At 52.6% G+C, this 26,053-nt stretch carries 23 protein-coding genes; 3 read left to right on the top strand and 20 right to left on the bottom strand.

Annotated elements, in window-relative coordinates:
* Window positions 1-104 precede the first annotated feature (104 nt).
* Entirely contained in the window at window positions 105-848 is a 744-nt protein-coding gene (locus tag CD000_RS15865) for a TrmH family RNA methyltransferase (protein WP_011232924.1), read from the bottom strand.
* Between the two features lie 258 nt (window positions 849-1,106).
* Window positions 1,107-2,486: an ATP-binding protein gene (locus CD000_RS15860; RefSeq protein ID WP_096226009.1), complete on the bottom strand. Its 1,380-nt coding sequence runs from the start codon at window positions 2,484-2,486 to the stop codon at window positions 1,107-1,109.
* A 184-nt stretch (window positions 2,487-2,670) separates the two neighbouring features.
* Between CD000_RS15860 and CD000_RS15855 the strand changes: the two genes are divergently transcribed.
* Window positions 2,671-4,197 carry an FAD-dependent oxidoreductase gene (locus CD000_RS15855; RefSeq protein WP_096226008.1) on the top strand — a complete coding sequence of 509 codons (1,527 nt, stop codon included), beginning with the start codon at window positions 2,671-2,673 and terminating at the stop codon, window positions 4,195-4,197.
* 191 nt (window positions 4,198-4,388) lie between these two features.
* Window positions 4,389-5,351: a mannose-6-phosphate isomerase, class I gene (gene manA, locus CD000_RS15850; protein ID WP_096226007.1), complete on the top strand. Its 963-nt coding sequence runs from the start codon at window positions 4,389-4,391 to the stop codon at window positions 5,349-5,351.
* Between the two features lie 564 nt (window positions 5,352-5,915).
* Here manA and CD000_RS15840 read toward each other — a convergent pair.
* Entirely contained in the window at window positions 5,916-7,070 is a 1,155-nt protein-coding gene (locus CD000_RS15840) for a glycerate kinase (protein ID WP_096226006.1), read from the bottom strand.
* A gap of 672 nt (window positions 7,071-7,742) precedes the next feature.
* Here CD000_RS15840 and CD000_RS15835 point away from each other — a divergent pair.
* Window positions 7,743-8,930 (top strand): IS701 family transposase, encoded by a 1,188-nt coding sequence (locus tag CD000_RS15835; protein WP_047817716.1) that lies wholly within the window; start codon window positions 7,743-7,745, stop codon window positions 8,928-8,930.
* A 91-nt stretch (window positions 8,931-9,021) separates the two neighbouring features.
* Here CD000_RS15835 and rlmH read toward each other — a convergent pair whose 3' ends face one another.
* The 17 genes from rlmH to CD000_RS15750 all read right to left on the bottom strand — a co-directional run bounded on the left by rlmH (window position 9,022) and on the right by CD000_RS15750 (window position 26,010).
* A complete protein-coding gene (rlmH, locus tag CD000_RS15830; RefSeq protein WP_011232931.1) occupies window positions 9,022-9,501 on the bottom strand; it encodes a 23S rRNA (pseudouridine(1915)-N(3))-methyltransferase RlmH in 480 nt (159 codons plus the stop codon).
* 84 nt (window positions 9,502-9,585) lie between these two features.
* Window positions 9,586-9,738, bottom strand: a complete 153-nt coding sequence (locus tag CD000_RS15825; RefSeq protein ID WP_011232932.1) for a CxxH/CxxC protein — start codon at window positions 9,736-9,738, stop codon at window positions 9,586-9,588.
* A 55-nt stretch (window positions 9,739-9,793) separates the two neighbouring features.
* Entirely contained in the window at window positions 9,794-11,014 is a 1,221-nt protein-coding gene (locus tag CD000_RS15820) for a S1C family serine protease (protein ID WP_096226005.1), read from the bottom strand.
* Between the two features lie 101 nt (window positions 11,015-11,115).
* A complete protein-coding gene (locus CD000_RS15815; RefSeq protein ID WP_011232934.1) occupies window positions 11,116-11,910 on the bottom strand; it encodes an MBL fold metallo-hydrolase in 795 nt (264 codons plus the stop codon).
* A gap of 6 nt (window positions 11,911-11,916) precedes the next feature.
* On the bottom strand, window positions 11,917-12,699 hold the full coding sequence (locus CD000_RS15810) for a two-component system regulatory protein YycI (protein ID WP_096226004.1): 783 nt from the start codon (window positions 12,697-12,699) through the stop codon (window positions 11,917-11,919).
* Entirely contained in the window at window positions 12,686-14,014 is a 1,329-nt protein-coding gene (locus CD000_RS15805) for a YycH family regulatory protein (RefSeq protein ID WP_096226003.1), read from the bottom strand. Before CD000_RS15805 ends, CD000_RS15810 begins: the two co-directional genes overlap by 14 nt.
* Window positions 14,007-15,836, bottom strand: a complete 1,830-nt coding sequence (gene walK, locus CD000_RS15800; protein WP_096226002.1) for a cell wall metabolism sensor histidine kinase WalK — start codon at window positions 15,834-15,836, stop codon at window positions 14,007-14,009. Before walK ends, CD000_RS15805 begins: the two co-directional genes overlap by 8 nt.
* A 6-nt stretch (window positions 15,837-15,842) precedes the next feature.
* Window positions 15,843-16,556, bottom strand: coding sequence for a response regulator YycF (gene yycF, locus CD000_RS15795; RefSeq protein WP_011232938.1), 714 nt, complete (start codon window positions 16,554-16,556; stop codon window positions 15,843-15,845).
* 189 nt (window positions 16,557-16,745) lie between these two features.
* Entirely contained in the window at window positions 16,746-18,032 is a 1,287-nt protein-coding gene (locus CD000_RS15790) for an adenylosuccinate synthase (RefSeq protein ID WP_096226001.1), read from the bottom strand.
* A 217-nt stretch (window positions 18,033-18,249) separates the two neighbouring features.
* The gene (dnaB, locus tag CD000_RS15785; RefSeq protein WP_011232940.1) at window positions 18,250-19,614 is read right to left on the bottom strand and encodes a replicative DNA helicase; all 1,365 of its coding nucleotides are present in this window, start codon (window positions 19,612-19,614) and stop codon (window positions 18,250-18,252) included.
* A 77-nt stretch (window positions 19,615-19,691) separates the two neighbouring features.
* Complete coding sequence (gene rplI / locus CD000_RS15780; RefSeq protein ID WP_011232941.1) at window positions 19,692-20,141, bottom strand: 50S ribosomal protein L9; 450 nt, start codon at window positions 20,139-20,141, stop codon at window positions 19,692-19,694.
* Entirely contained in the window at window positions 20,138-22,114 is a 1,977-nt protein-coding gene (locus CD000_RS15775) for a DHH family phosphoesterase (RefSeq protein WP_096226000.1), read from the bottom strand. Before CD000_RS15775 ends, rplI begins: the two co-directional genes overlap by 4 nt.
* A 46-nt stretch (window positions 22,115-22,160) precedes the next feature.
* Entirely contained in the window at window positions 22,161-23,087 is a 927-nt protein-coding gene (locus CD000_RS15770) for a YybS family protein (protein ID WP_096225999.1), read from the bottom strand.
* Window positions 23,088-23,222: 135 nt separating this feature from the next.
* Window positions 23,223-23,459 (bottom strand): 30S ribosomal protein S18, encoded by a 237-nt coding sequence (gene rpsR, locus CD000_RS15765; protein ID WP_008880812.1) that lies wholly within the window; start codon window positions 23,457-23,459, stop codon window positions 23,223-23,225.
* A gap of 97 nt (window positions 23,460-23,556) precedes the next feature.
* Complete coding sequence (gene ssb / locus CD000_RS15760; protein WP_011232944.1) at window positions 23,557-24,051, bottom strand: single-stranded DNA-binding protein; 495 nt, start codon at window positions 24,049-24,051, stop codon at window positions 23,557-23,559.
* Window positions 24,052-24,081: 30 nt separating this feature from the next.
* A complete protein-coding gene (rpsF, locus tag CD000_RS15755; protein WP_011232945.1) occupies window positions 24,082-24,369 on the bottom strand; it encodes a 30S ribosomal protein S6 in 288 nt (95 codons plus the stop codon).
* A gap of 273 nt (window positions 24,370-24,642) precedes the next feature.
* The gene (locus CD000_RS15750) at window positions 24,643-26,010 is read right to left on the bottom strand and encodes an ISLre2-like element ISGsp3 family transposase (protein ID WP_096225998.1); all 1,368 of its coding nucleotides are present in this window, start codon (window positions 26,008-26,010) and stop codon (window positions 24,643-24,645) included.
* Between the last annotated feature and the right edge of the window lie 43 nt (window positions 26,011-26,053).

Genomic DNA, 26,053 nt, shown 5'->3' with positions numbered 1-26,053 from the left:
GCCACTTGTTTTCCTCGTTTAGGGAAATATTGATGAGAAAGGAAATATTGATGAGAAAGGAGAGTTGCGGAAAAGCCCGCCATAAAACAAGACAGCTGAATTCCTTATGAAAAAGAACCCAGCTGTCCTTCGTTCGTTTGAATGGCATATCCTTGTTGCTGCAACTGTTTGCGAATGCGTGGGTTTAACGTTTGCCACATCCATTGTTCATACAACGCCTTTTTCTCTTCAGGCAATAAATAGTAGTGTCGGCCGGCCTGGCGGCGCGCCCGCTCGGTGACATCATAGAGCGCTAACGCAGCGGCGACGGAAATGTTAAAGCTTTGCACAAAGCCGTACATCGGAATGACAAACGTTCCGTCCGCCAAGCGGAGCGCCTCTTCCGACACGCCGCTATGCTCGTTGCCAAACAACAGCGCTGTCGGTTGGGACAGATCGATGTCGGAAACCGGAATCGTCTCCTCACCAAGATAGCTTGCATACACTTGATACCCTTGACTTTTCAAATCGGCAATGGCCGTTTTGATATCTGGCTTATGGTGGAGCGTCAGCCACTGATCAGCATAGCGCGTCACAAGCCGGTTCGGCGAAAACGGCGCCTTTCCCGTCACGATATGAACGTCTTGAACGCCAAACGCTTCAGCCGTCCGCAGCACCGCCGCTTGGTTATGCGGGTCATCGACCGCTTCGATCAAGACGGTAATATAGCGGGTGCGCTCATTCAAAACCTCATACATCCGCCGAAGCCGCCTTGGCAAAATCATTTCCCAAACCGGACGCGTCGATTCGGTGATCAGCCCTTCTTGCCGCAGCTGTTCCAAAAATGATGTCGCTTCCCGTTCTTCCACAACGCATCCCCCTTTCCAAGCCTAGCGTATTCTGTGTTTCCCATTGTACAAAATGACAGGATGCCAAGGCAATTCAGCATGGCCAAGCCGAAGAAAAGCAAGCTGGATGACAAGTCCGATCAAAAGAGGGGGTGTCCCCATCCTTGCGGGACACCCTCTTTCTAAAACAAAAAGCAGGAAATGTGCAATCGCAGACCCCATCCTTCCGATCGGTCTATTTCCGTTTGGATCATGACTCGCTTTCACCCTCCAATCCTTTCATTCATCAACCGCTATGTAGGCTTGGCGCGGATGATTCGGCTGATCCGGGTATTTTAAGCGGATTTTCCCTTCCTCCAACAGCTTTCCTAAATAATTGTTGCGCAATCCATCCGGCGTCCGTTCGAGCAGCTCTGCCAGCTCTTTCAGACGCAGCGGCCGCTCGCGGCATAACCGAACGATCAATTGTTCCATGACCGCTGGAGCCAACCGTTTTTTTCGCCGTGCCAATTCTGCCATCTTCCATAGCCGTTCGTCGATCGTTTCCCCTTTTTCGTTGCTGTCATGCATACTGATGTCGTTGTTTACGGAGCTAAGCAAGCTATTTACGAACTTCAACTCTTTATTTATAGAGCTCGACGTTATATTTACGGAGTCAGACTCATTTTTTATGGAGTTCGACCCGATGTTTACGGAGTTTTTGGTTATATTTAAGGAGTTTTCTTCGTTGTTAACGGAGTTGGTGTCTATACTTACGAAGTTTAGTTCGTTAGTTATGAAGCTCTCGGTTTCCTGTCCGCTGTCCGGATCCAGCCATTCGGGTTCCGACTGTTCCAGCTGTCCAGCCGGTTCTGTTTCCATTGTTGCGCTAATTTCAGCTGGAAATTGCAGCGGACACAACACAACGATTGTACGGTCTGGATTCGTTTGCTGCGAGATATCGATCGGGCAAGCAAGCGCCTGTTCCTGCATATCGCACATTCGCTTGAGGCCCGATCCCGCGCGTTTGCATACGTCGATCAGCAAAAACATTTTAAAAATATTCGGGTTGCGCAAATTGCTCGTATGCCCCGCCATTGCCGCTTCAATCGGGATGCGAAACCGTCCCGGGTTGGCAAAGCGAAATGAACGATCCTCTTTTTCGACGGTGATGCCGCCTTCCTCCCCATAATCGGCATGAACGAGCGCATTGACGAGCGCCTCGCCAAGCAGAGCGCGCCCTTCATCCGACCAAACGTGACGCTCCAGCTCAGCCAACACGCGAAAATAAAAATCGTAAATGTTGCCCGACCATGTGCCGTCTTGTGATGTGAACCGCTTCGTCCATCCTGCCGCTTCACCGTCAGTGTGCTCTCGATATTCCAAAAAGTATTGCGGCAGCACCTCGGTGATGATCCGCTCCTCACTGAACATCAACAATCCCGCGAGCGTCAGCCCTTCTTTGCTGCTGTCGCGCAGCTTGCCCCACGCGCCGATTTTGTATAAAAATTCTTTTGTCTCGAGCCCGTTCCACGGATGGCCCGGTTTCACCCGAGCAAACCGCTCGCGGTAATGGCTGACGGTCTCGAAATTGAGCTCACTTAAGCTGTAATGCTCTAAAATCAGGCTGTCTGCCAGCGCATGGGGGCGTTCATGAAACGAATTTGTATATTTATTCACTCCCGATCTTCCTTTGACGTTATTTTTGCAAAACAGTTTGATTCTCTTTTTCTATTGTACCATCTTTCCTTCTCCTTGCGGATAGTTGCCAAAAAAAGAAAACGGTTGTGGATATGTGGAATAACGGTCCATGGCAAAGAGCAAACTATGGAAAACCACTATTGACAGGCAAGGAGGCATCCGTATGTCATCCCTCCCTTCGGTCATAGAGCCGTATTGGCGTGATTCCGTGCCGCTTCCGTCCTTCCCGAAGCTCGAAGAAGACGTTTCGGTCGACGTCGTGGTTGTAGGCGGCGGCATTTCCGGCATTACAACCGCTTATTTACTGGCGACGCAAGGTGTGCGCGTCGCCCTTCTCGAAGCGGACCGGCTGTTGAACGGAACGACCGGCCATACAACGGCGAAGCTGACTGCCCAGCACGATTTGGTGTACGATGAATTCCTAAACCACTTTGGGGCGGAAAAGGCGCGCCTATATTATGACGCCTGCATGGACGCACTTGGCTTCGTCCGCCGCACGATCGAGCAGCACGGGATCGACTGCGATTTTTGCGAACAAGACGCCTACATATATACGACGTCTTCTTCATCATTACAAAAATTAGTAAAAGAATGGCAAGCGTACGAGCGTCTAGGAATTGACGGCGCTTTTGTCGAATCGATTCCGCTCCCGCTGCCGGTCACAGCGGCCGTCGTGATGAGGAAGCAAGCGCAGTTTCATCCGCTCAAATATTTGGTCAGACTGGTCGAAGCCATCAAACAGGCCGGCGGCATCATTTACGAGCACACGCCGGTCGCCGACATTGAACAAGGAGAGCGGCTGTCCGTCGTGACGCGCAGCAAACGGCGGGTCACATGCGACCACGTCGCCGTCTGTTCCCACTTTCCGTTTTATGACGGCGGATTTTATTTTTCCCGCATGTATGCTGAGCGCTCGTATGTCATTGCCATCACAGCTGCAGAGCCATACCCGGGAGGCATGTACTTGAGCGCCGACAACCCGAAGCGCTCGGTCCGTTCCGCAGCGGCAAATGGCGAGACGCTTATTCTCATCGGCGGGGAAAACCATAAGACCGGCCAAGGGGTGCCGACAATGCGCCATTATGAGGCGTTGTCCTCGTTCGCCTCGCAGTTGTTTACGGTAAAAGACATTCGTTACCGTTGGTCGGCCCAAGACTTGACGACGCTTGATAAATTGCCATATATCGGCCCGATGACGGCAGGGACGCCAAACATTTATGTCGCGACAGGGTACCGGAAGTGGGGGATGACGAACGGGACGGTCGCCGGGATGCTTTTGTCTGACCTCATTCTCGACCGCGACAACCGATACCGCGACTTGTACTCTCCGTCGCGCTTTTACGCTGATCCAAGCATGAAGCAGTTTTTCACGACAAACCTTGACGTCGCCAAACATTTGCTGGAGGGAAAGATCGAACCGGTTGTCCGCCGGCCGCAAGATTTGGCGCGCGGAGAAGGGGCGGTTGTCTCGGTCAACGGAAAGCGGGCTGGCGCCTATAAGGACGAAGCCGGGGTGCTCCATGTCGTCGACACGACGTGCACCCATATGGGTTGCGAGCTGGAGTGGAACAGCGGCGACCGGACATGGGACTGCCCATGTCATGGCTCGCGCTTCTCGATCGATGGCGATGTTATCGAAGGACCGGCGAAACAGCCGCTCGCGCGCATTGAACTTGATGACGCGAAGTGACGCGCTGACGCAGGACGGCGGCGCGTGCAGAACATCGTCGCAATCGGCATGTCGACCTTGAGTTCCAATGGGGGTTGGGAGCGTATGTTCCTAACCCCCTTATCGTTTTCATTTGCCGATCGCGCATTTCATGATAAGATGAAAATGAGAGTGGACTGCATGTTGTATGATGTTTTCGGGAGGGATGACGCATGGACCTTGAACCGATTTTTCTCACCCCTGTCTTCCAAGAACGGATTTGGGGCGGCACGAAGCTCGCCGAACGATTCGGCTACGACATTCCGTCTTCGCAAACAGGGGAATGCTGGGCGGTGTCCGCCCATCCGCACGGGCAGACGGTCGTCGCCCGCGGACCGTTTGCCGGGATGACGCTCGGACAATTATGGGAGGAACGCCGCGATTTGTTCGGCCACTTCCCGTCTGACCGCTTCCCGCTGTTGACCAAAATTTTGGACGCCAACGCCGACTTGTCAGTCCAAGTCCACCCGGACGATGAATACGCCAAAACGCATGAAGGCGGAGAACTCGGCAAAACGGAGTGTTGGTACATCATCGACTGCAAGCCGGGCGCTCAGTTGATTTACGGCCATTATGCAGAAACGAAAGAAGAGCTGCGCGCGATGATGGAAGCGGGGGAATGGGATCGTTTACTTCGGAAAGTGCCGATCCGCCCCGGCGACTTCTTCTATGTCCCAAGCGGCACGATCCACGCCCTTTGCGAAGGGACGATCGTCCTTGAGACGCAGCAAAGCTCAGATACAACCTACCGCGTCTACGATTACGACCGCGTCGACAGCCAAGGGCGGAAGCGCGAGCTTCATCTCGAGAAAGCGATTGACGTCACGACCGTCCCGCATCGCGACATCGATGTCCACCCCCATGTCGCCGAATTTCCCGGCGCGACGGTGACGACCTTCGTGGAAGGAGACTACTTCGGCGTCCAAAAATGGGACGTCCGCGGCGCGTTCGAATCAGAGCAGGCAAAACCGTTTCTCATCGTCAGCATCCTCGAAGGCGAAGGCGAGCTTGTCCGCAAAGGACAGACATACTTGCTTCGCCGGGGCGACCATTTCATTTTGCCGCATCAATTCGGCCGTTTCACCATTCGCGGCTCCCTCCAGGCGATCGCGTCGTGGCCGCGGACAGGCAAATAAACGACTGACTTCCTCAACCAATGGGTTGCAACATACAAAAAAGGTGTCCTCTTGCCTTTGGGACACCTTTTTCTATTGTCCACCCGAGAAGGGGACGGCTGAACAGAACATGCCGTTCAACAATAGGATTTCACCCGTCAACTACCCCCACTTAGCTAACGCTTGAAGTGGGGGCTTGCAACTCCCCAGAAGTACAAGCGGACTTCGTCCTCCTTCCTTGACTTGGGGTTGCATCAGGGCAGGTTGACAACTACCCAACGACGCAGGTCATGCCTGCATCGTTACCGATTCTCTCGGTGTGTCTGTTGGCAGTACTTGGCTTCCACACACAACAGACGGATCTACGCTCGATGTTTTACGGTTACAACGTTTCCTGTAACCAACTCCATACATCGAGTAGCCGTGATTGGAGTGCCTTTATTAAACGGTTTTCTCCACGCCTTTATTATATCATACACAAAAGAAAAGGGGAACGCGCATTCCTCTCCCACTTACTCCCTTTGGTCGTTGAAGTGGGAGTCTCCTGCGCGAAATAGGATGAAGAAATCCCATCATCTTCCCCGCTTAGGAGAAAGATGTCCCTTTCATTTGACCGAGACGATACACAGAGGCAATATGCCGCGCCGTTTGCGTCACATACTGTTCCGCCTGCTCGAACGCTTTCTCAAGCGGAATGACGCCGGGAACAATTGTAAAGAGGGCGTCAATGCCATGGTCTAAGACGACCGCACTGTCGTCGCCTAACGAACCGGCGATGCCGATGACCGGGACGCCGAACTGCTTCGCCGTTTTGGCGACACCAATCGGCGTTTTTCCGAATATCGTCTGTCCGTCGATCCGTCCTTCACCAGTAATGACTAAATCGGCGCCTTTGACGCGCTCCGCGAGCTGAACCGTCTCGATCACAATATCAACGCCGCGCTTCAGCTCAGCCGGGAGAAACGCAAGCAACCCCGCTCCCAAGCCTCCAGCCGCGCCGGCGCCGGGAATGTCGCCGACTTGTTTGCCGAGTTCGCGGCTGATGACGTCGGCATAGTGCGTCAAGTTCTGGTCGAGAACCGCGACCATATCCGGTGTCGCCCCCTTTTGCGGGCCGAAAATGGCGGACGCGCCTCTCGGTCCGGTGAGCGGATTATCGACATCGCATGCGACATCAATGCGCACGTTCTCTAGACGCGGATCGAGCCCGGACAAGTCGATCGACTGCAAATAAGCGAGCGCTCCGCCTCCCGGACCGATGTCCCGGCCGTCTTCGTCCAAAAGCCTTCCCCCAAGCGCCTGCACCATGCCGGCCCCGCCATCGTTTGTCGCGCTGCCGCCAATGCCGATAATCAAATGAGTGGCGCCGGCGTCAAGCGCTGCTCGGATCAGTTCTCCCGTCCCCCGTGTCGTCGTCACCAATGGATTACGCCGGTCGCGTGGGACAAGGTGCAGCCCCGAGGCAGCCGCCATCTCGATGACCGCTGTCTTCCCGTCGCCGAGCAAGCCAAAAAACGCCCGCACCGGCTCACCGAGCGGTCCGGTCACGTTCACTTCCACGATGCGGCCGCCAGTCGCATCAACAAGCGACTGCACCGTCCCTTCCCCGCCATCGGCCATCGGCACTTTCACGTACTCAGCTTCTGGAAACACCGACCGGAACCCGCGTTCCACCGCCTCGGCGACTTCGAGCGCCGAGAGGCTTTCTTTAAACGAATCTGGGGCAATGACGACCTTCATCTTTTTCCCTCCTCGATGTCGTGAAACAGGGCGACACATGGCCATAACGATGCAAACGCAGCCGGCCGCACGAACAGTGGATTCATATCCGTGCGGCGCAAGCCACTAGGCCGCAGCGGCCCAGACGATGGCCATCGCGGTCAGAGCGGCGGTCGCCCCCTACTATTGTTTTCACCAACGAAAATGCCGTTTCCTTTATCGGGCAGGCAAACAGATAGATGCCGAATGGGCCAATGACCGTTGAAACAGTCTTGACCGCGATCAACGAAGGCAACGCTGCGCACTTCCGTCGCCGCGATTTTCCATAGGCTCAGCTCGGAAGTGCAGCGCCCTCAGTCCGGCGTACATTTGATTTCCAGAAACTCGCGGTCTCTCGTCCCCGCCCGATGGTGCTGATGGAACGATCGATGTTTGATCCCCGTCCTTTCGCCGCTCGTATTATATACAACGAAAGAGGCAGGATCTAGCGGCATCGCTCATGATGTCAAATTTCGACAAAAAAAGACGGAGACAGCCGCTTTTTTTCTATTTTCAGAATTGGTTATATAGTACTGTAGATGAGCAAATTCACTGACATAAATTGACAACTAAACAAAAAAGGAGACATGAACCGGACTCCTTGGGTAAAATAGATGTGTTCAAAACCCATTCACACAAGGAGGTTCATGTCTCATGAATAGATTAGCACATCACCAAGGAATCCACAAGTTTTTCTTCACGCTGGGGTTGACGCTGCAGCTTTCCAAACCGGTCATCAAGCATCTCATTCATATTGTCGATGCCTTGACCACCAAGGGATTCTCGGGAACATTGACTGATATTCATTACTGGAGCTTTCATCCGAATCATCGAACGACGCTCAGTCACTTTTTCACGAAAAGCCCTTGGAACGAGGAAAGGCTGCTTGGGAAGCTTCAAGAGTGGATCCTTTCCCAGGTCGAACGACTGGCCAAACGGAAGAATCAACCCCTTTTTGTTTCGATTGATGATACGATTTGCCAAAAAACAAAGCCTTCGTCACGGGCTGTGCACGCCATTCAAGGGTGCGACTGGCACTACTCGCATAAAGATCATCAATCGGTCTGGGGGCATTCGCTCGTTTGGCTGATGGTGCACACCTTCACGCAGGCGTTCCCATTTGCGTTCCGCCTGTATGACAAGAAAGCGGGAAAAAGCAAGATCGACCTGGCGATCGAGATGCTTTCCTCGCTCAAGGTGAAGCGGGCTCAGCCGGTGTATGTGCTCATGGATTCGTGGTATCCGTCCAAAAAGCTCATCGAAGCCTGTCTGAAACAGGGATTCCATGTCATCGCGATGCTCAAGACGAACCGGATTCTCTACCCGAAAGGCATCGCCATCCAAGCCAAGCAGTTTGCCCGCTATATCGAGTCCAAAGACACCCGCCTCGTCACGGTGGGGCAGGAGCGTTATCGCGTGTATCGCTATGAGGGGGCCATCCATGGCCTCGATGACGCGGTGGTGCTGCTGGCTTGGAAGGCGGATCAGCCGATGGCGCCGGAACATCTTCATTGCATCTTGAGCACCGACCGGGAACTCGGGGACGAAGACATCTTGCGTTACTACGCCCAGCGCTGGACGATCGAGTGCTTTTTCCGGCAGGCGAAAGATCAACTGAAGCTGGATGGATACCGCGTTCGCCACATTCGGGCGGTGAAACGGTATTGGGCGGTGGTGCTGCTCTCCTGCGTGTACAGCATCGCCGAATCCCGACAAAACCTCTCCACCGGGCTGGAGCTTCTTCGGTCGCGGAAAGACCACAGCGTCGTCGAGTTCATTTATGACGCTGCAAAGCAAGATATTCCCATTGATGTGATCAAAAAACAGCTCCGTATCGCGTAAGGGGTACCCTGTTTGTCTCTCTAACCATGGAAATTATTGTAATGAAAAATGCTCATCTACAGTTCTATAAAATTTTTTCTTTGGTTTACCGTTACTTATGATACGGCTCCCCCCGGTTAATGCGAAATGCGCGGTAAATTTGCTCGAGCAAAATGAGGCGCATCAGCTGGTGTGGAAACGTCATTTTCGAAAACGACAGGGTCTCATCGGCGCGCGCCATCACTTGTTTGCTTAAGCCAAGCGAGCCGCCGATGACGAACACCACTTTGCTTTTGCCGTAGGTGGCGAGCTCATCGAGACGGGCGGCGAATTGCTCGGACGATTGCATCTTCCCTTCAATCGCGAGCGCGATGACGTGAGCGTCATGCGGAATTTTCGCCAGCAGCCGTCCTCCCTCGCGCTCTTTGATTTGTTCCTCCTCAAGTTCGCTCGCCCGCTCCGGCGTTTTTTCATCAGCGACTTCGATGATGTCGATTTTGGCGTATGCGGACAGACGCTTTGTATATTCATTAATTCCAGCGATTAAATATTTTTCCTTCAATTTACCCACAGCGACAATGGAAATATGCACAAACAACCCCTGCCTTATAAACAGCTTATCAACAAGATTTATCCACATATACACAACACATATCCACATGTTGTGAAAAAACTGTTATCCTCCTACGACATATACAGCTTGTTTCGAGCAAAAATAGCACTGTTTTTCGCTGTTGTCCACAGGCAGGAGATCCGGCGCCTGTTCCGTTTCATCTACATATTGATCAATGGCGATGTCGACATGTTCTTCACATGTGAATATCATCATTCTCGCCCCTCTCCTTGTGGAAAAAAGAAGGAGCGTTTTCGCTCCCTCCATTCGTTTAATACGACTCACGCGCCAGCTTCATCGTGACCGTGCGTTTTTTCCCATCACGATAAAACGTGACTTCCATCCGGTCGCCGATCGATTTTTTCGTATACAAATATTTGCGCAAATCAAGCACGTTGCGGATTTTTTCGCCGTCAAGCGCCACGATGACATCAAACTGTTTTAAGCCCGCCTGTGCGGCCGGCGACATCGGCACGACTTGAATGACCGCCGCTCCTTCCGTTACGTTCGGCGGCAAATGGAGCGTCGCCTGCAAATGGTACGATGGGATGTCGCTCAGCGAGCGAAGTTCAACGCCCATGTACGGACGGCGCACTTGTCCGTATTTTTCCAAGTCCGAAATGATCGGAATGGCCGTGTTGATCGGGATCGCGAACCCGATGCCTTCAACCGCCTCTTGGGCGATTTTCATCGAGTTGATGCCGATGACTTGCCCTTTGATATTGACAAGAGCGCCGCCGCTGTTGCCCGGGTTGATCGCCGCATCTGTCTGCAATACTTCTGCGTTCCAGTCTGGAGCGCCGTCTTGGTCCAAATCGACTTCGACCGTCCGGTTCGTTCCGGAAATAATGCCTTGTGTCACCGAGCCGGCAAACTGCAAACCGAGCGGGTTGCCGATGGCAATGACTGGCTCGCCTGGCTTCACCGTATCGGAGTTGCCGAACTGGGCGACTTTTTTCACATGCTTCGCGTCAATTTCCAAGACGGCTAAATCCATAAGCACATCACTGCCGAGCAGCTTCGCCGGCACTCTCGTCCCATCTTTGAGGCTCACTTCGAGCTGACTGGCGTTTTCAACAACATGATGGTTCGTGACGATAAACGCCCGGCCTCCCGCTTTCTTGTAAATGACGCCCGATCCGACGCCAGCCTCGCCTCCTTGCGACCAGAAGCTGGCTTCTTGAATGTTGACAACGCCGACAACCGCATCCGACACTTGGTCGATCGCCTTTGTCACCGCCGTCGTCACATCTACGGAAACACCCTGCCGAATCGGTGGAGTTCCATTTTCCTCTGTTTTTGGCTCTTCCTCTGCTCTTTGATTCGGCACAACATCATACGGGAGGATATCCCAACGGGAAAGCGCCGGAATGGACATGAGGACGAGCAGCCCTCCTAACACGGCGCCGACAAACGCGGAAACAAACGATCCGCTGCGCCGCTTCCTCCTCGTTTGTTCGTACGGCTCATAATGGTCGTCGTAGTATCCCATGCTCCCCCTCCTTTCCACATTCGTCTCCATCCCTCATTATAATCATAAACAGGAGAAAAAATCCAACAAATGTGTCTCCCTCAGTTTCGGCAAAACGGGCTTTATACATACGCTAGTGCCGTCGCCCGACGCGGATCGGTATCATACAAACGAAAGCGGGCGCCGACCGCTAAGCCTTTCTGTTCCAACACTTGCGTCACGGTCATGCGCGCCAGCTCTTTCATATTGTTATCTTGGCTCAAATGGGCCAAATAAATTTGCTTTGTCCGGTCGCCGATCACGTCAGCAAGCGCCAAACCCGCTTCCTCATTCGAAATATGGCCGACATCGCTTAAAATGCGGCGCTTGACGCTCCATGGATATCTCCCCATCCGCAGCATGCCGACGTCATGATTGCTTTCAAACACGAACACATCCGCGTTTTCAATCGTCTTTTTGATCCGCTCGCTCACATAGCCGGTATCGGTGAGCAACGCAAGCTTTTTCCCTTCATAGTGGAAAACGTAAAACATCGGTTCGGCGGCGTCGTGAGAGACGCCGAACGATTCGACGTCAACATCGCCGAACGTCCTTACCGCGCCGAGCGGAAAGACAAATTTTTGCTCGGGCGGAATGTCGCCGACCGTTTGTTCCATCGCCCGCCACGTTTTTTCATTGGCATACACCGGCAGCCGATACTTGCGGGCAAGCACCCCGAGCCCTTTAATATGGTCGCTATGTTCATGGGTGACAAGCAACGCATCAAGCTGCTTTGGATGGCGGCCGATCTCAGCAAACAACTCCTCAAGCTGCTTGCCGCTCAAACCGGCGTCAACAAGCAGGCGCTGGCGGTCTGTCTCAATGTAAAAGGCGTTGCCGGTGCTGCCGCTGGCCAGCACACTAAATCGCATCGTCATGTTCTTTCACTCCAGCACATTTCCTTGATCATTGATCACTTGCCCTTCAAACGCATTGACGAAATAATCTTCCTTCCGATTGACAACAATATGCCAAGTTGGAGTCAACACTTGGGATGCAGTAAATTGAACAAGCCCGTAATAGCCAAGCTCCACTTTCGTGACGCGGTCGCCCGGCTGCAAATGCCCTTTTCGGTACAACGTCTCAATGGCTTTAATCGCCGGGACGATATCTTGCTTCCGCTCGTACTTTTCCAAGTCGCTGAGCATCGTCTGTTCATACGACAGCGCTTCCCGTCTCCCGTTGACATGGATGACGAGCTTGCTGTTTTCATTGCCGTAAATCATCTTGCCGTCATACATTTGGTAGTAGGTCAAGATTCCTTGTTTTTCATCAAACGACCAAAAGGCATATTGCCCGCCGCCGATGATGTAGCGCTGCAAAAACTCACGCAGCTGGTATGGATCGTCAATCGGCAGCGCAACCGGATCGATGAACGTCCCTTTGACTTTCGTTTCTCCTTCGATTTTCACTTTTTGCCCGGGCAGCTTTTTTACATCCGCCATGGTGAATGAGCGGCTTTTGCCGCTGACATACGCCGCTTTCGTCACTTCTTTAGGCAGATCCACATACGTAATGCCGTTCGCCTCAAGCTGCTCTTCAATCGTCGTTTCCAAAATGACATCGAGCTGGCTGCTGTTTCGTTTTTCCATAAACTGATAGCCTAAAAAGCAGTCGAGGATGAGGAACACGATAATAAAAATCGTCTTCGCTTTACTCCAGTCCATTTGTTCCCCCTCCTCCCGCCTCATCGCCCATGTTTACCTTTTTCCACGTTTGTCCGTACAAGTAGAACCATGCCGGTTCAAGGCGGATGACTTTTTCCCGCTCCGGATCTTTGATGAGCTCATAGCCGATGGCGATATCTTTGATGAGCGATTTGCGAACGCCTTTCGTCTGTTCGAACCAGTTGACGACCTCATGGCCGGACGGCAGCGTTTTTGGTGTGCGGTTGCGATCCGCGATTTCAAGGCGGAAGAGCGGACGCTGGTATTTCATCAAATCGGACGCTCCCCACGTCTCCACGATTTCTGACATGCCGTATTCATTAAAGACTGGATAGCCGTTGACGACAAGCCGGAACGTGACTTTTCGATCCTCCTCGCTCCAGCGGGCGAAATGATACAGATCCGTCCAACCGCCATGCTCATTGACGAAATCAATGCTTTTTTGGATGATATGGGTTTCTTGCTCCGTTTGTCCCATATTCGAGACGCGCGCCGCTGGATTCACATACAGCAGCATCCGTTGAAGAAAATCGACGTCCATCAGCCGCGAACCGTCTGTATATTCTTCGCCAAACGGAATCAAATCTTTTTTGACAAAGCTTGGATCGCTAAAGAGCGCTTCTTTAAACTTGTCTACGTCCAGCTCGTCGGTATAATATTGCAGACTGCTGAGCACCACTTCTTTTTCCGGCAAATACAGCTGCTTCGTTTCGCTGACCGGATAAGCGAAATAACGCGGAAAATGGCTCGCTTCTTTCGCCAGCCGGCCGATCGCCGATAAGGAGGCATCGCTGGCAATCGCTTTGTAAATTTTGCGCTTGTCGGTCGCGATGAAGTAGATCGGGAACTCGTCCTTCCCGCCGAGCGGGACGAGCAGGCGGTCAAACGCCAAGCCGTCGAGCCCCCTGTCATCGATCGTGAAAATCAATCGGTATATGTCGATCGGCACCTCATCGGGGTAAATGATCTCAAGCCGCTCTTTGCCATTTAAAAACGATAAAAACTTCCCTTGCGGAACAGAAGACGAAACATCTTCGAAATCATCAAGCGTCCATCTTCTCATTTCTTTCAGCACTTCATTTTTCTCTTCGTCTTTCGTCACAGCATAGGGGACGCCGTTTTTATGAATGAGAATCTGCTTTGGCTGCACGACCATCGCTGTATCCACTTGCGTATTGCTCACGGAGACGTGTTGAATGTATTCGTCGTTTTGCAGCACGTCGTATTTCGGATGATATGTCCATAAGGCAAACGTTAAGGTAATGCTGATGAGCACAAGCAACGTCAACACGATGGTTTTGATCGTTTCATACATCGCACCAGTCATCCTTTTGCTCGCGTTCTAGCGGCAGCGTAAAATAAATCGTCGTTCCTTTATGCTCCTTGCTTTCTGCCCAAATCGTCCCGCCATGGGCAAGAACGACTTCTTTGGCAATGGCCAGCCCAAGCCCCGTACCGCCCAATTTGCGCGACCTGGCCTTGTCGACCCGGTAAAACCGTTCGAAAATTTTTGCCAAGTCGGCTTTTGGGATGCCGACTCCTTCGTCGCTGACGCTGACAATAATTTCATCAGCAAGTTTGCGAACGCGAAATGTAATCGTCCCTCCTTGCGGAGAGTACTTCAAAGCGTTCGAAATAATGTTGTCTAACACTTGCGTAATTTTATCTTCATCAACTTCAATAAAAATCGCCTCGCGCGGAATTTTGCGAACGAACCGGATGTTGTCGCTTTTCGTCAACTCAAATCGGTCAATAACTTTATGGAAATAAGCTGAAAAATTGATCCACGTTTTCTTCAGCTTGTAGTCTTTGCTGTCGAGCTTGGACAGATGGAGCAAGTCGTTGACAAGCCGAATCATCCGTTCCGTTTCATTTTGCACGACTTGAATGAACCTCGGCGCGATGTCTTTATCTTGCCAAGCGCCGTCAGCGAGCGCTTCTAAGTAGCTTTTCATCGTGGTGAGCGGCGTGCGCAATTCATGCGACACATTGGCGACAAACTGCCGCCGCTCGCGGTCGATTTTTTCCTGTTCGGTAATGTCGTGCAAAACGACGATCAACCCGTTGACAAATCCGCCCTCTTTTTGAATCACCGACAACGACGCGCGCAAAATATACAGTTCCTCATCCGTGCTGAAATCTAAAATGAGCGAATCGCGCTCCTCAAGCAGCGTTTCAAACGTATACTGGTCGGCAATGCCAAGCACGTCGACGATCGAACTCGACAGCACTGTTTCACGTGAAACATTCAAAATGTTTAACGCTGCATCGTTAATGAGAATGACGCGCCCGCGACGGTCGGTCGCAATGACGCCATCAGTCATATGCGTCAAGATGGACTCGAGCTTGCGCCGTTCCCCTTCCGTCGTCGCCTGCGCTTCCTGCAGTTTTTTGGTCAGATTATTGAACGTCATCGCCAATTGGCCGATTTCATCATAGCCGTACACTTTGACCTTGCGGGAGAAATCTCCCCTCGTCATCGCCAGCGCTTGCCGGCGCATATCGGAAATCGGCCGGGTGATCGTGCGGGACAAAAAAATGCCGAGCACGGCGGTAATGGCGAGAGCGATCCCCGTCCCGGTCGCCAAAATCATATTGATTTGCCGCATTTGCGAAAAGACGTTTTCCATCGAGGCGATGACGTAAATGACACCTTTGATTTCGCCGCTCGTTTTGATCGGAGTCGACGAAATGTACATGCGATGACCTGTTTTCGAATCGAGCAGCATCCGGTCGACGATTTCGCCGGTGACGAGGGAACGTTTTACATAAATCTCGGTCGTCCGCTTTCCGACGATGTTTTGCATATACGGATTGGATGTCGCAAGCACTTTCCCTTTCTCATCGATGACGCGCACTTCGGAAATGTCTTGGGAAACGAAATCATGAAGAAGCGAACGGATGTCTTCTTCCAATGTCGGGCTTTTTTCATCGCGCTCCCGATTCATCGCCTGCTCGACGTTATAGGCGAGCAAGGTCACCCGTTCGTTTAATGAGTTTTTAAAGTTCTGCACAAGCTCCGTTTCCAGCTTGCGAACGAAGTACACGCCGATGATTTGCATGGCGACGAGAATCAGTAATACATAAATGATGACAAACTTAAAATGAATCGAACGGAATGGACCTACTTTTTTCATGCTGGCTCATGACTCCTGTTCCGGATTGCGCAAGTAATAGCCGACTCCCCGTCTTGTGACGATCCAATTCGGGTGGGAAGGGTTGTCCTCAATTTTTTCACGCAGACGTCTTACCGTCACGTCCACGGTGCGCACATCGCCATAGTAATCGTAGCCCCAGACGGTTTGCAGCAAATGCTCGCGCGTCATCACTTGGCCGATATGCTTCGCTAAGTAATGAAGCAGTTCAAATTCGCGGTGGGTCAGTTCAATTGTTTCCCCCCGCTTTTGCACGACATACGCGTCCGGACGGATGACGAGCGGGCCAATGACGATTTCATTTGTTTCGTTTTCTCCTTCTTCTTGGTTGGCCGTTTGCGCATGGCGACGCAAGTTTGCCTTCACCCGCGCCAGGAGCTCGCGCGTGCTGAACGGCTTTGTCACATAATCGTCCGCACCAAGCTCCAACCCAAGCACTTTATCAATCTCGGAATCTTTCGCTGTCAGCATAATGATCGGCATATCATACTTTTTCCGCACTTCACGGCATACTTCCATGCCATCTTTTAACGGCAACATAATATCCAATAAAATCAAGTCCGGCATCGTTTCTTCAACTTTTTGCAGCGCTTCTTCGCCGTCGTAGGCGCAAATGACTTCATATCCTTCTTTTTGCAAATTAAATTGCAAAATATCGGCAATCGGTTTTTCATCATCAACGACTAAAATGCGTTTTTCCATCTCGCTCACATCCTTCCTTTTGCGATGGAATCCTATCATTACTAATTTACCATGTTATGAACATGAAATCATCCTTTGCCGAATTGCCATTTTGAGGAGCCTATCAAAGAAAAAAGCATAGACGCGCGCGCATCTATGCCTGTCGTTTGCCTTGTTTATACGCTGCCTGCCACCGTCCACTGTTGCCGCTTACGCGTAGACGCTGCGGACGACGTTCGTTTGCGAACGGTCCGGTCCGACGGAGAAAATCGAAAGAGGGATGCCGGTGAGCTGGGAAATGCGCTCGACGTAATGGCGGGCGTTCGCCGGCAGCTCGTCTAGACTTTTCACCCCGGTGATATCTTCCGTCCAGCCAGGAAGTTCTTCATAAATCGGCTCGCATTCGGCCAACACTTTTAAGCTGGCTGGAAATTCTTCGAGCACTTGGCCGCGGTAGCGATAGGCGACGCAAATTTTCAACGTTTCAATGCCGGTCAACACATCGATCGAGTTAAGCGACAAGTCCGTAATGCCGCTCACCCGGCGGGCATGACGGACAACAACACTGTCAAACCAACCGACGCGGCGCGGACGGCCGGTCGTCGTCCCATACTCGCGGCCGACTTCGCGAATGCGGTCGCCGATTTCATCGTGCAGCTCTGTCGGGAACGGCCCGTCGCCGACGCGCGTCGTATAGGCTTTCGCCACCCCGACGACATGCTTGATTTTCGTCGGCCCGACACCGGCGCCGATCGTGACCCCGCCAGCGACTGGATTCGACGACGTGACAAACGGATACGTTCCTTGGTCAATGTCAAGCATGACGCCTTGCGCTCCTTCGAACAAGACGCGGCGCCCTTCATCGAGCGCATTGTTCAATACGACCGATGTGTCGCAGACGTATTTGGCGATGTGCTGGCCGTACTCGTAATACTCCTCAAAAATGTCCTCCAACCGGAAGCCTTCGACCCCGTACACTTTTTCAAGCAGCGTATTTTTCTCCCTCAAGTTGCGCTCCAGCTTTTCGGCAAACACGTCGCGGTCAAGCAAATCAACAATGCGGATGCCGATGCGCGCCGCCTTGTCCATGTACGCCGGCCCAATTCCTTTTTTTGTCGTGCCGATTTTGTTTGCCCCTTTCCGCTCTTCCTCAAGCTCGTCCAATTTCAAATGATACGGCAAAATGACATGAGCGCGGTTGCTGATGCGCAAATTATCAGTCGAAATGCCGCGCTCGTGCAAATACGAAAGCTCCGCAACGAGCGCCTTCGGATCGACGACCATCCCATTGCCGATGACGCAAATTTTATCTTTATAAAAAATGCCCGACGGGATCAAGTGCAGCTTATACTTTTCCCCGTTGAACACGATCGTGTGTCCGGCATTGTTTCCCCCTTGATACCGGGCAATCACTTCCGCATTTTTCGATAAAAAGTCCGTAATTTTCCCTTTCCCTTCATCGCCCCATTGCGTGCCGACAACAACGACTGACGACATGGCGAGCACCTCCAGTTTCCTCGGTCTAAACATTGTCAGTGTACCAGTTTTCAGCCATAAAGTCAATGAAACACGAACATTAAAAGAAAATATCGTCTTTTTTATTCGTTTATCAATGATCAGGAAGGCTCCCTCTTTAACGCCGCGGGTGTAAACGAAGAAATAGTCAAAGGCCAAAAGAACAAAAAGGCGCCCGCCGCCGGCAGCGCGGTCCGTCTTACGCCCCCGGTGGAATTTGCGCCTCATCGAAACGGCGCTCTAAGTTGACGAATTTATTGTACTCTTTAATAAAGGCGAGCTGCACCGTCCCGACCGGGCCGTTCCGCTGTTTGGCGATAATGATTTCGATGATGTTTTTGTTCTCGGAATCTTTGTTGTAGTAGTCGTCGCGATACAAAAAGGCAACGATATCAGCGTCTTGCTCAATGCTCCCCGATTCGCGAAGATCGGACATCATCGGCCGCTTGTCCTGGCGCTGCTCAACGCTGCGCGACAGCTGTGACAAAGCGATGACCGGCACTTCGAGCTCGCGGGCGAGCGCCTTTAACGAACGGGAGATTTCCGACACTTCCTGCTGGCGGTTTTCCCGGTTGCGCCCACTTCCTTGAATGAGCTGCAAATAATCGATCACCACCATGCCGAGGCCGCTTTCCTGTTTCAAGCGGCGGCATTTGGCGCGAATGTCGCTGACGCGGATGCTCGGCGTATCGTCAATATAAATGCCGGCGTTTGACAAACTGCCCATCGCCATCGTCAGCTTGCCCCAATCTTCCGGCGTCAGCTTGCCAGTGCGCAAGTTTTGGGCGTTGATGTTGCCTTCGGCGCAAAGCATCCGCATCACAAGCTGCTGGGCGCTCATTTCCAAGCTGAAAATCGCGACATTTTCGTTCGTCTTCGTCGCCACATTTTGGGCGATGTTTAATGCGAATGCCGTCTTCCCGACCGATGGCCGGGCGGCGACGATAATCAAGTCGCTGCGCTGAAATCCGGACGTCATCCGGTCGAGTTCAGTGAATCCGGTCGGGATGCCGGTGATGTCCCCGTTCCGGTTATGGAGCATTTCAATGTTGTCATACGTCTGTACGAGAACATCTTTAATATTTTTAAAGGCGCCTGAATGTTTCCGTTGGGAAACCTCCATAATTTTCCGTTCCGCTTCATCGAGCAAAACGTCAATTTCATCTTCCCTTGTATAGCCATCTTGGGCAATCGATGTCGCCGTGCGAATGAGGCGGCGAAGCAATGATTTTTCTTCAACAATGCGGGCGTAGTATTCGACGTTGGCCGCTGTCGGCACAGAATCGGCAAGCTCGCTTAAGTAGGAGACACCGCCCACTTCCTCCAGCTGCTCCAAAGCGGCCAGTTCCGCCGTCACCGTCACTAAATCGACCGGCTCGCCTTTATCAGCGACGCGAAGCATGGCGTGGAAAATTTTTTGATGGGCCGCGCGGTAGAAGTCTTCGGGAATTAATCGTTCCGAGGCGAGCGTCAGCGCAGTGGGATCCAAAAACACAGCGCCAAGCACGGCCTGCTCGGCTTCAATGCTTTGCGGAGGAATTCGTTCTGAAAAAAGTTCGCTCATCGTCTCACCGCCTTTCCCCCGTTTCATCTCCGTCGATAATGCCCCCGCCATAGCGGGCGGGGGCATCATTGCTGCCGTTATTTTTGTTCCTTGACGTGCACTTTTAAGGTCGCTGTCACTTCCGGATGGAGCTTCACCGGCACATTCGTATATCCGAGGGAGCGAATGGCATCAGCAAGCTCGATTTTCCGTTTGTCAAGCTTCAAGCCGTGCTGGGCCTGAAGCGCCTCAGCGATTTGCTTGCTCGTGATTGAACCAAACAAACGGCCTCCCTCGCCCGCTTTCGCCGGAATTTCCACCGTCAGCTTCTCGAGCTCTTCTTTCAGTTTTTTCGCATTGGCCAGTTCTTCCGCCGCTTGGCGCTGCTCTTTTTGTTTTTGCGCCTCGAGCGCTTTGATGTTCGCCGGCGTCGCTTCAATGGCGAGCCCTTGTTTGAACAAAAAGTTGTTTGCGTAACCGTCGGCGACGTCTTTGATTTCCCCTTTTTTCCCTTTTCCTTTCACATCTTTTAAAAAAATGACTTTCATGATGGCTTCCCCCCCTCGAAATAGTCATGAATGGCTTCACGCAGCTGCCGCTCCGCCTCTTCCACCGTCACTTCGGACAATTGGGCAGCGGCGTTTGTCAAATGTCCGCCTCCACCAAGCCGTTCCATAATGACTTGCACGTTGACATCGCCGAGCGAGCGGGCGCTGATGCCGACCGTCCCGTCGGACCGCTTGGAAATGACGAACGAAGCAACGACGCTGCTTAAAGTGAGAAGCGTATCGGCCGTTTGCGCAATCAACACTTGGTCGTGCACCTCGTTCTCGCCCCCTTTGGCGATGGCGATGCCATGCTCATCGATCACCGCCCGTTCGATCAATTTCGCCCGTTTGACGTAGTTGGCGATGCTTTCCCGCAGCAATTTTTGCACAAGCACCGTATCCGCTCCTTGGGTGCGCAAGTATGACGCGGCGTCGAACGTCCGCGAGCCGGTGCGGAGCGTAAAGCTTTTCGTGTCGACGACGATGCCGGCAAGCAGGGCGGTCGCTTCGAGCATCGTCAGCTTCATCCGTTTCGGTTGGTACTCTAACAGCTCGGTGACGAGTTCCGATGTCGAAGAAGCATAAGGCTCCATATAGACGAGAATCGGCGCCTCAATGAACTCTTCGCCGCGGCGATGGTGATCAATGACGACGATATGGTCGGTGCGATACAATAGCCGCTCTTCAATGACGAGCGACGGACGATGCGTATCGACGACGATCAAAAGCGTATCCTCGGTGACGAGCTCAAGCGCCTGCTCCGGCTTTAGGCATCTTGACCATAATTCAGCATGTTTTTTCATTTCCTCAAGCAACCGTTGCGCCCCGGCATCCGTTTTGGCCGGATCGACGACGATAAACCCTTCCTTTTGGTTCGATTGGACGACTTTTAAAACGCCGATCGCCGCTCCCATGGCGTCCATATCGGGATATTTATGGCCCATGATGAGCACTTTGTCGCTTCCTGCAATCAGTTCGCGAAGCGCATGGGAAATAACGCGGGCGCGGACGCGCGTCCGCTTTTCCATCGGGTTCGTTTTGCCGCCGTAAAACTTCACTTTTCCATTTCCTTGCTTAATCGCGACTTGATCGCCCCCGCGCCCCAACGCTAAGTCCAAGCTTGATTGAGCGAGCGCCCCGAGCTCCGGGAGCTGGGACATGCCGGCGCCGATGCCGATGCTCAGCGTCAGCTGGGCATGATGTTTTGCCGTCTGCTCTCGCACTTCGTCGAGAATGGAAAATTTGTTTTTCTCGAGCCGCCCAAGAATATGTTCGTTCAATACGGCAATAAATCGGTCGGATGACGTCCGCTTCAAAAAAATGCCATAGTCGTTCGCCCACCGGTTCAACACGGAAGTGACGAGGCTGTTTAGTTGGCTTTTTGCCTGATCGTCCATCCCTTGCGTAATTTCATCATAATTGTCAAGAAAAATAATGGCGAGCACCAGCCGTTCCGCTTCGTACTGCCGCTTCAATTCCAAATGCTCAGTAACATCAAAAAAGTAAAGAAGCCGTTCAGGGCGGCGAATGACCACTTTCAGCTGCTTTCCGTTCAATTCGACGATCTCTTCGTCCGTTTTTCCCCTTTTCACAAAAGCGGCCAACGATTCGGAAAGCTCGGCGAGAGAGCGGCCGACAAGCGTCTGTTCCTTAAAGCAGGCGGCCAAAAAACGGTTCGACCACTCGATTTCTCCCCCTTCATCGATGAGCATAATGCCGATCGGCATTTGCATCAACGCTTCCTCGCCTACTTTTTTCACCCGGTGCGACAAATTGGAAATATAGTGCTCCAACTCTTTATGCAAGGAGCGTTGCGCCCCAATGACATAATAAAGCACAAACCCGACGCCAAGAAGGGCGACGAGGCCAAGCAGCCATTGGAAGTAAAACAAGCCAATCGCCATAAGCACCGCCAGGGCGGCTAACGCATATAACGGATAGCGATACGCTTTCCTTTCATAAAAATGGGACATTCAAGTCAGCTCCTACACTGAAGAAATGACTCGCCTTATCCAATTATCATATGCGGCGGCGCAAATCAAATCCTAAATCAATTATACCGAATATCGCCACAAGATAAAGTAGAAAAGGCAGGAATAAGCAAACGACCGTCCCTGCCGCCACCACACCTTTGCCAACCCCTTTTTTGTAAGCGGCGTAGTAAAGAAACGAAAATCCTTGCACAATCATCGCCAGCTGCAACACATACGATAAGTTCAACACGGCGATATAGGCAAACGATCCTTCTTTGAACGGGAACAAGGAGAGAAGGAGCACAAAGACATACAACCACAATACAGTTTTCGGCCACATAAGCTCGCGAAACGGCGGCCATGAACCGACCGGCAGCTTCAGCCTCTTCATCACCGGCAGCGAGACGATGATCGTCGCGTACGCCAGCGCAAACGAAGCGATGACAAACAGCGTCGGAACCATATAGCCGATCAGCTTCAGCCCTTGTTCGAACTGCCTTTGCATCTCCAAAGGCGGCGCTTGTCCCATTCCCTTCATTAGATTCATTGCCGTGTCAAACGATTCTCGCACGAGCGCAAGCGTATCTTGGATCATATCGACGTGCAAAAATTGAATCGAGATGATGTAATCAAGCACGATATTCGCCAAAAATACAAGCGCGCCGACAAGAAGAACAAGATAACGGTTTTTCTGTTTCGAAAGCATCGCGCCGACTGCTATGCCGACGGTGCCGAACATAAGCGCCATCGGCAGCGACAAAAGCGAGCCGATCAAACCGGAGATGACCAGGGCCGCCGCCAGCAGCAACATAGCTGGAATCCACCCATGGCGCATCGTAAACACCATAAACGGAAGCGCTAAAAACAAAGCGGCGACAATCCCAATGACCGGCGCGTACAGCGCAAGCAAAAACAAAACAGCAAACAGTGCGAGCTCAATCGCTGCTTCGGTGAGGGCGTGCGTTTTTCGCAATGGACGTTCCCCTTTCTTTGTTTTTTGGTGATTTGACCTCCTTCCCCACTTTCACTCTGCTTGGGAGTGGGAGTCCGCTCAGTCAGAGGAGATAAAAAAAGCAGTAAGGATCCCCCCTTACTGCTTGCTTTCGGCTCACTCGTCCGCAACGTACGGCAGAAGCGCCATTTGGCGCGCGCGTTTGATCGCGACCGTCAATTTGCGCTGATATTTCGCGCTCGTTCCCGTTACACGGCGCGGCAAAATTTTGCCGCGTTCAGAAATGAACTTTTTCAGCAAATCGACATCTTTGTAGTCGATATGCGTAATGTTGTTCGCCGTGAAGTAACATACTTTGCGGCGTTTGCCGCGGCCGCCTTTCCGTCCTGCCATGCTATTTCCTCCTTTCCATTGCCATCGTTTCCTCATCGGTGGAATGGCCCGCTGCCTGCGCGTTGTTTAGAGACAGGGGCTTCAAGCGACTTGTTTATTAAAACGGCAAATCATCATCAGAAATATCGATCGGCTGGCCGTCATTGGCGAAAGGATCGTCATCGATGCGGCCAAACCCTTTTTCGTTCGGATATTGGTGGTTCTGATCTTGCCCGAATGGGAATGGATCCCCATAGTAGCCGCCTGCTGTTGCCCCTCGCTGCTCGCTCGTTCCTTTCGGCTCAAGAAATTGGACGCTATCAGCCACCACTTCCGTCACGTACACGCGCCGACCTTCTTGATTTTCATAGCTGCGGGTTTGCAGTCGGCCATCGACACCAGCCAAGCTCCCCTTTTTCAAAAAGTTGGCGACGTTTTCCGCCTGGCGGCGCCAAACGACACATTGAATAAAATCCGTTTCCCGCTCGCCCTGCTGATTTGTAAACGGACGGTTGACCGCGAGCGTAAACGTGGCAACAGCCACTCCGCTTGGAGTGTAACGCAACTCCGGATCTCTCGTTAACCTGCCGACCAAAATGACGCGGTTAATCATCAGAACCACCTCTTAATCATGTCGAAAAGATTATTCTTCTTCTTTGACGACGATATGACGGATGATGTCTTCGCTGATGCGCGCTAAGCGGTCGAATTCTTGCACCGCTTTCGGCTCCGATACGACATTGACGATCATGTAATAGCCGTCGCGGTATTTTTGAATTTCATAGGCTAAGCGGCGCTTGCCCCAATCCGTCACGTTCGTAATCTCCGCGCCGTTTTCTTTCAACACGTTGTTGAACCGTTCCACGAGAGCTTGTCTCGCTTCATCGTCCATGTTCGGGCGGATGATGTACATGATTTCGTACTTTCTCACGCTCGTCACCTCCTTTTGGTCTAAGCGGCCCTTCCATTCGAAGAGCAAGGAGCAATCACCATTACTCACATTTGTTGATTATACCATGACCGACAACGATAAGCAAGGCAGTTTGCCGCATTGAGTCAGTCAAGACTTTGTGGAGAACATTTTTTCGGTTCACTACGGGTGTTGTCAATCACTAGTTAGCGAACCATTTTCAGGAATTGATATCGTAAGCGCTTTCGGACTCTCATCCCTCATCTTGAAGTGATGATATTGTATTCCATTTTTTTACACCAAACCAAAATCCCGAAGCGCCGACAACGCTTGATGGATCGGCGTCCCGGATGACCGCTGCAGACACGGTAGATTCTGACGCACCACATCTGCCCACAACCGTCCTGCCTTCCGTTTGGCCTGTTCAACCCGCTTGGACTTCGTCGAGGCCGAGGCTGCCGTTCGGGTCTCTTCTTCCTCCACCAACTGCCCATTTCTCCGCCAAATCCCGTCGATTCGGGCTGCCATCGCCCTCAGAAACGCCCGAAGCCCTTGGTCTTTCCAGCTGCGGCGGGATTTCACCCGATGCGCAAACCGGCTCATCACGCTCTCGGCGTGGCCCATCGGACGCATGCCGGTCGTCTCCACCCCTTGCTCCGACAGCCACTCCCGATAGTCCCGGATGCATCCCGGCATCGACTCGATCCGACGGATCATGGCAGCCATCTGCTTCTCTTTCGCTTCGTCCTCCAACGTGCCGACCGCGCTGTTCAGCTCCACCAGAAGTCCCTCTTCGTCTTGTTTCGCCAGCTTCTTCCGCACCTCCCGCCAACGCGGATGGCCGGACAGACACTGACGCAGCTCCCGCGCCACATGAAATCGATCCAGCTGAAAGCAGGCTCGCTTTCCAAAATACTCCCGGCAGGCTGTGATCCACGACGCCGCGTCGCCGTTGATGATCAAAAGGTCCCGGCACGGGTCATAGGCATATTCGTTCATCAGCCACTCTTCAAACCGTTCCCACACGTCTCCCTCCCCTTCATGGAGGTAGTGGCGCCGGTTCACGAGCTCGAGCTGCGAACCGTTTCGTTTCCATCCCTCGTGAACCGCCAGGATTTTCTCTTCTTTCGCCCGTTTCCCTTTCCCCTGGCGGGAAATGAACAGCCCATCCGCCTCCACAAACAGCACTCGGCCGTGCCGTTGGGAAACAGGGTGGTGCAGCGAGACAGGGGCCTCCAGCACCAGTTGGCGAATCGCCTCGTGGCTTAGGACCGCATACCCCACGATCGACTCCAACGTACGGGCTGCTTTGCGGTAGGAAGAGCACTCTACGGCCAACTCGACCGCCGTTTCCTCGAGGCAAGGGCTGATCGACTGCGCTCCATCAAAGCCCAGTTCGGCATCCAGCAAGAAGGTATACGCCCCCGCCTGCCGATCATAGTAGTAGTTCCGTCGAAACGTCACTTCTCCAAACAGCGTTTGGATCGTGGTCGGCCGTTTGTCTTTCAGCTGATACCGGCGCTTGTCCCGCGCTTCCGCCAGTTGTTGATCAATCTCCTCCAAAAGGGCCGCCAACAAGACAGCGAACACCTTTTGAAGAGTTCTGACTAATTGTTCCTCCAGCTCTTTTAATAAAGGCCATTCTGTGGTAAGATGTTTCATGGACTCTCTCCCTCCTGTTTTATGGATGTTGGTCATCACCATC

Source organism: Geobacillus sp. FJAT-46040 (assembly GCF_002335725.1).
In the GTDB taxonomy this organism is placed as follows: Bacteria; Bacillota; Bacilli; order Bacillales; family Anoxybacillaceae; genus Geobacillus; species Geobacillus thermoleovorans.
This window is presented reverse-complemented; position numbering and strand designations above follow the sequence as displayed.

Excerpts from the sequence above, each read along its gene's own strand:
- CD000_RS15855 (WP_096226008.1), top strand. The coding sequence starts at position 2,671 with ATGTCATCCCTCCCTTCGGTCATAGAGCCGTATTGGCGTGATTCCGTG.
- manA (WP_096226007.1), top strand. The coding sequence starts at position 4,389 with ATGGACCTTGAACCGATTTTTCTCACCCCTGTCTTCCAAGAACGGATT.
- CD000_RS15840 (WP_096226006.1), bottom strand. The coding sequence starts at position 7,070 with ATGAAGGTCGTCATTGCCCCAGATTCGTTTAAAGAAAGCCTCTCGGCG.
- CD000_RS15835 (WP_047817716.1), top strand. The coding sequence starts at position 7,743 with ATGAATAGATTAGCACATCACCAAGGAATCCACAAGTTTTTCTTCACG.
- CD000_RS15825 (WP_011232932.1), bottom strand. The coding sequence starts at position 9,738 with ATGATGATATTCACATGTGAAGAACATGTCGACATCGCCATTGATCAA.
- CD000_RS15820 (WP_096226005.1), bottom strand. The coding sequence starts at position 11,014 with ATGGGATACTACGACGACCATTATGAGCCGTACGAACAAACGAGGAGG.
- CD000_RS15815 (WP_011232934.1), bottom strand. The coding sequence starts at position 11,910 with ATGACGATGCGATTTAGTGTGCTGGCCAGCGGCAGCACCGGCAACGCC.
- CD000_RS15810 (WP_096226004.1), bottom strand. The coding sequence starts at position 12,699 with ATGGACTGGAGTAAAGCGAAGACGATTTTTATTATCGTGTTCCTCATC.
- CD000_RS15805 (WP_096226003.1), bottom strand. The coding sequence starts at position 14,014 with ATGTATGAAACGATCAAAACCATCGTGTTGACGTTGCTTGTGCTCATC.
- walK (WP_096226002.1), bottom strand. The coding sequence starts at position 15,836 with ATGAAAAAAGTAGGTCCATTCCGTTCGATTCATTTTAAGTTTGTCATC.
- yycF (WP_011232938.1), bottom strand. The coding sequence starts at position 16,556 with ATGGAAAAACGCATTTTAGTCGTTGATGATGAAAAACCGATTGCCGAT.
- CD000_RS15790 (WP_096226001.1), bottom strand. The coding sequence starts at position 18,032 with ATGTCGTCAGTCGTTGTTGTCGGCACGCAATGGGGCGATGAAGGGAAA.
- dnaB (WP_011232940.1), bottom strand. The coding sequence starts at position 19,614 with ATGAGCGAACTTTTTTCAGAACGAATTCCTCCGCAAAGCATTGAAGCC.
- rplI (WP_011232941.1), bottom strand. The coding sequence starts at position 20,141 with ATGAAAGTCATTTTTTTAAAAGATGTGAAAGGAAAAGGGAAAAAAGGG.
- CD000_RS15775 (WP_096226000.1), bottom strand. The coding sequence starts at position 22,114 with ATGTCCCATTTTTATGAAAGGAAAGCGTATCGCTATCCGTTATATGCG.
- rpsR (WP_008880812.1), bottom strand. The coding sequence starts at position 23,459 with ATGGCAGGACGGAAAGGCGGCCGCGGCAAACGCCGCAAAGTATGTTAC.
- ssb (WP_011232944.1), bottom strand. The coding sequence starts at position 24,051 with ATGATTAACCGCGTCATTTTGGTCGGCAGGTTAACGAGAGATCCGGAG.
- CD000_RS15750 (WP_096225998.1), bottom strand. The coding sequence starts at position 26,010 with ATGAAACATCTTACCACAGAATGGCCTTTATTAAAAGAGCTGGAGGAA.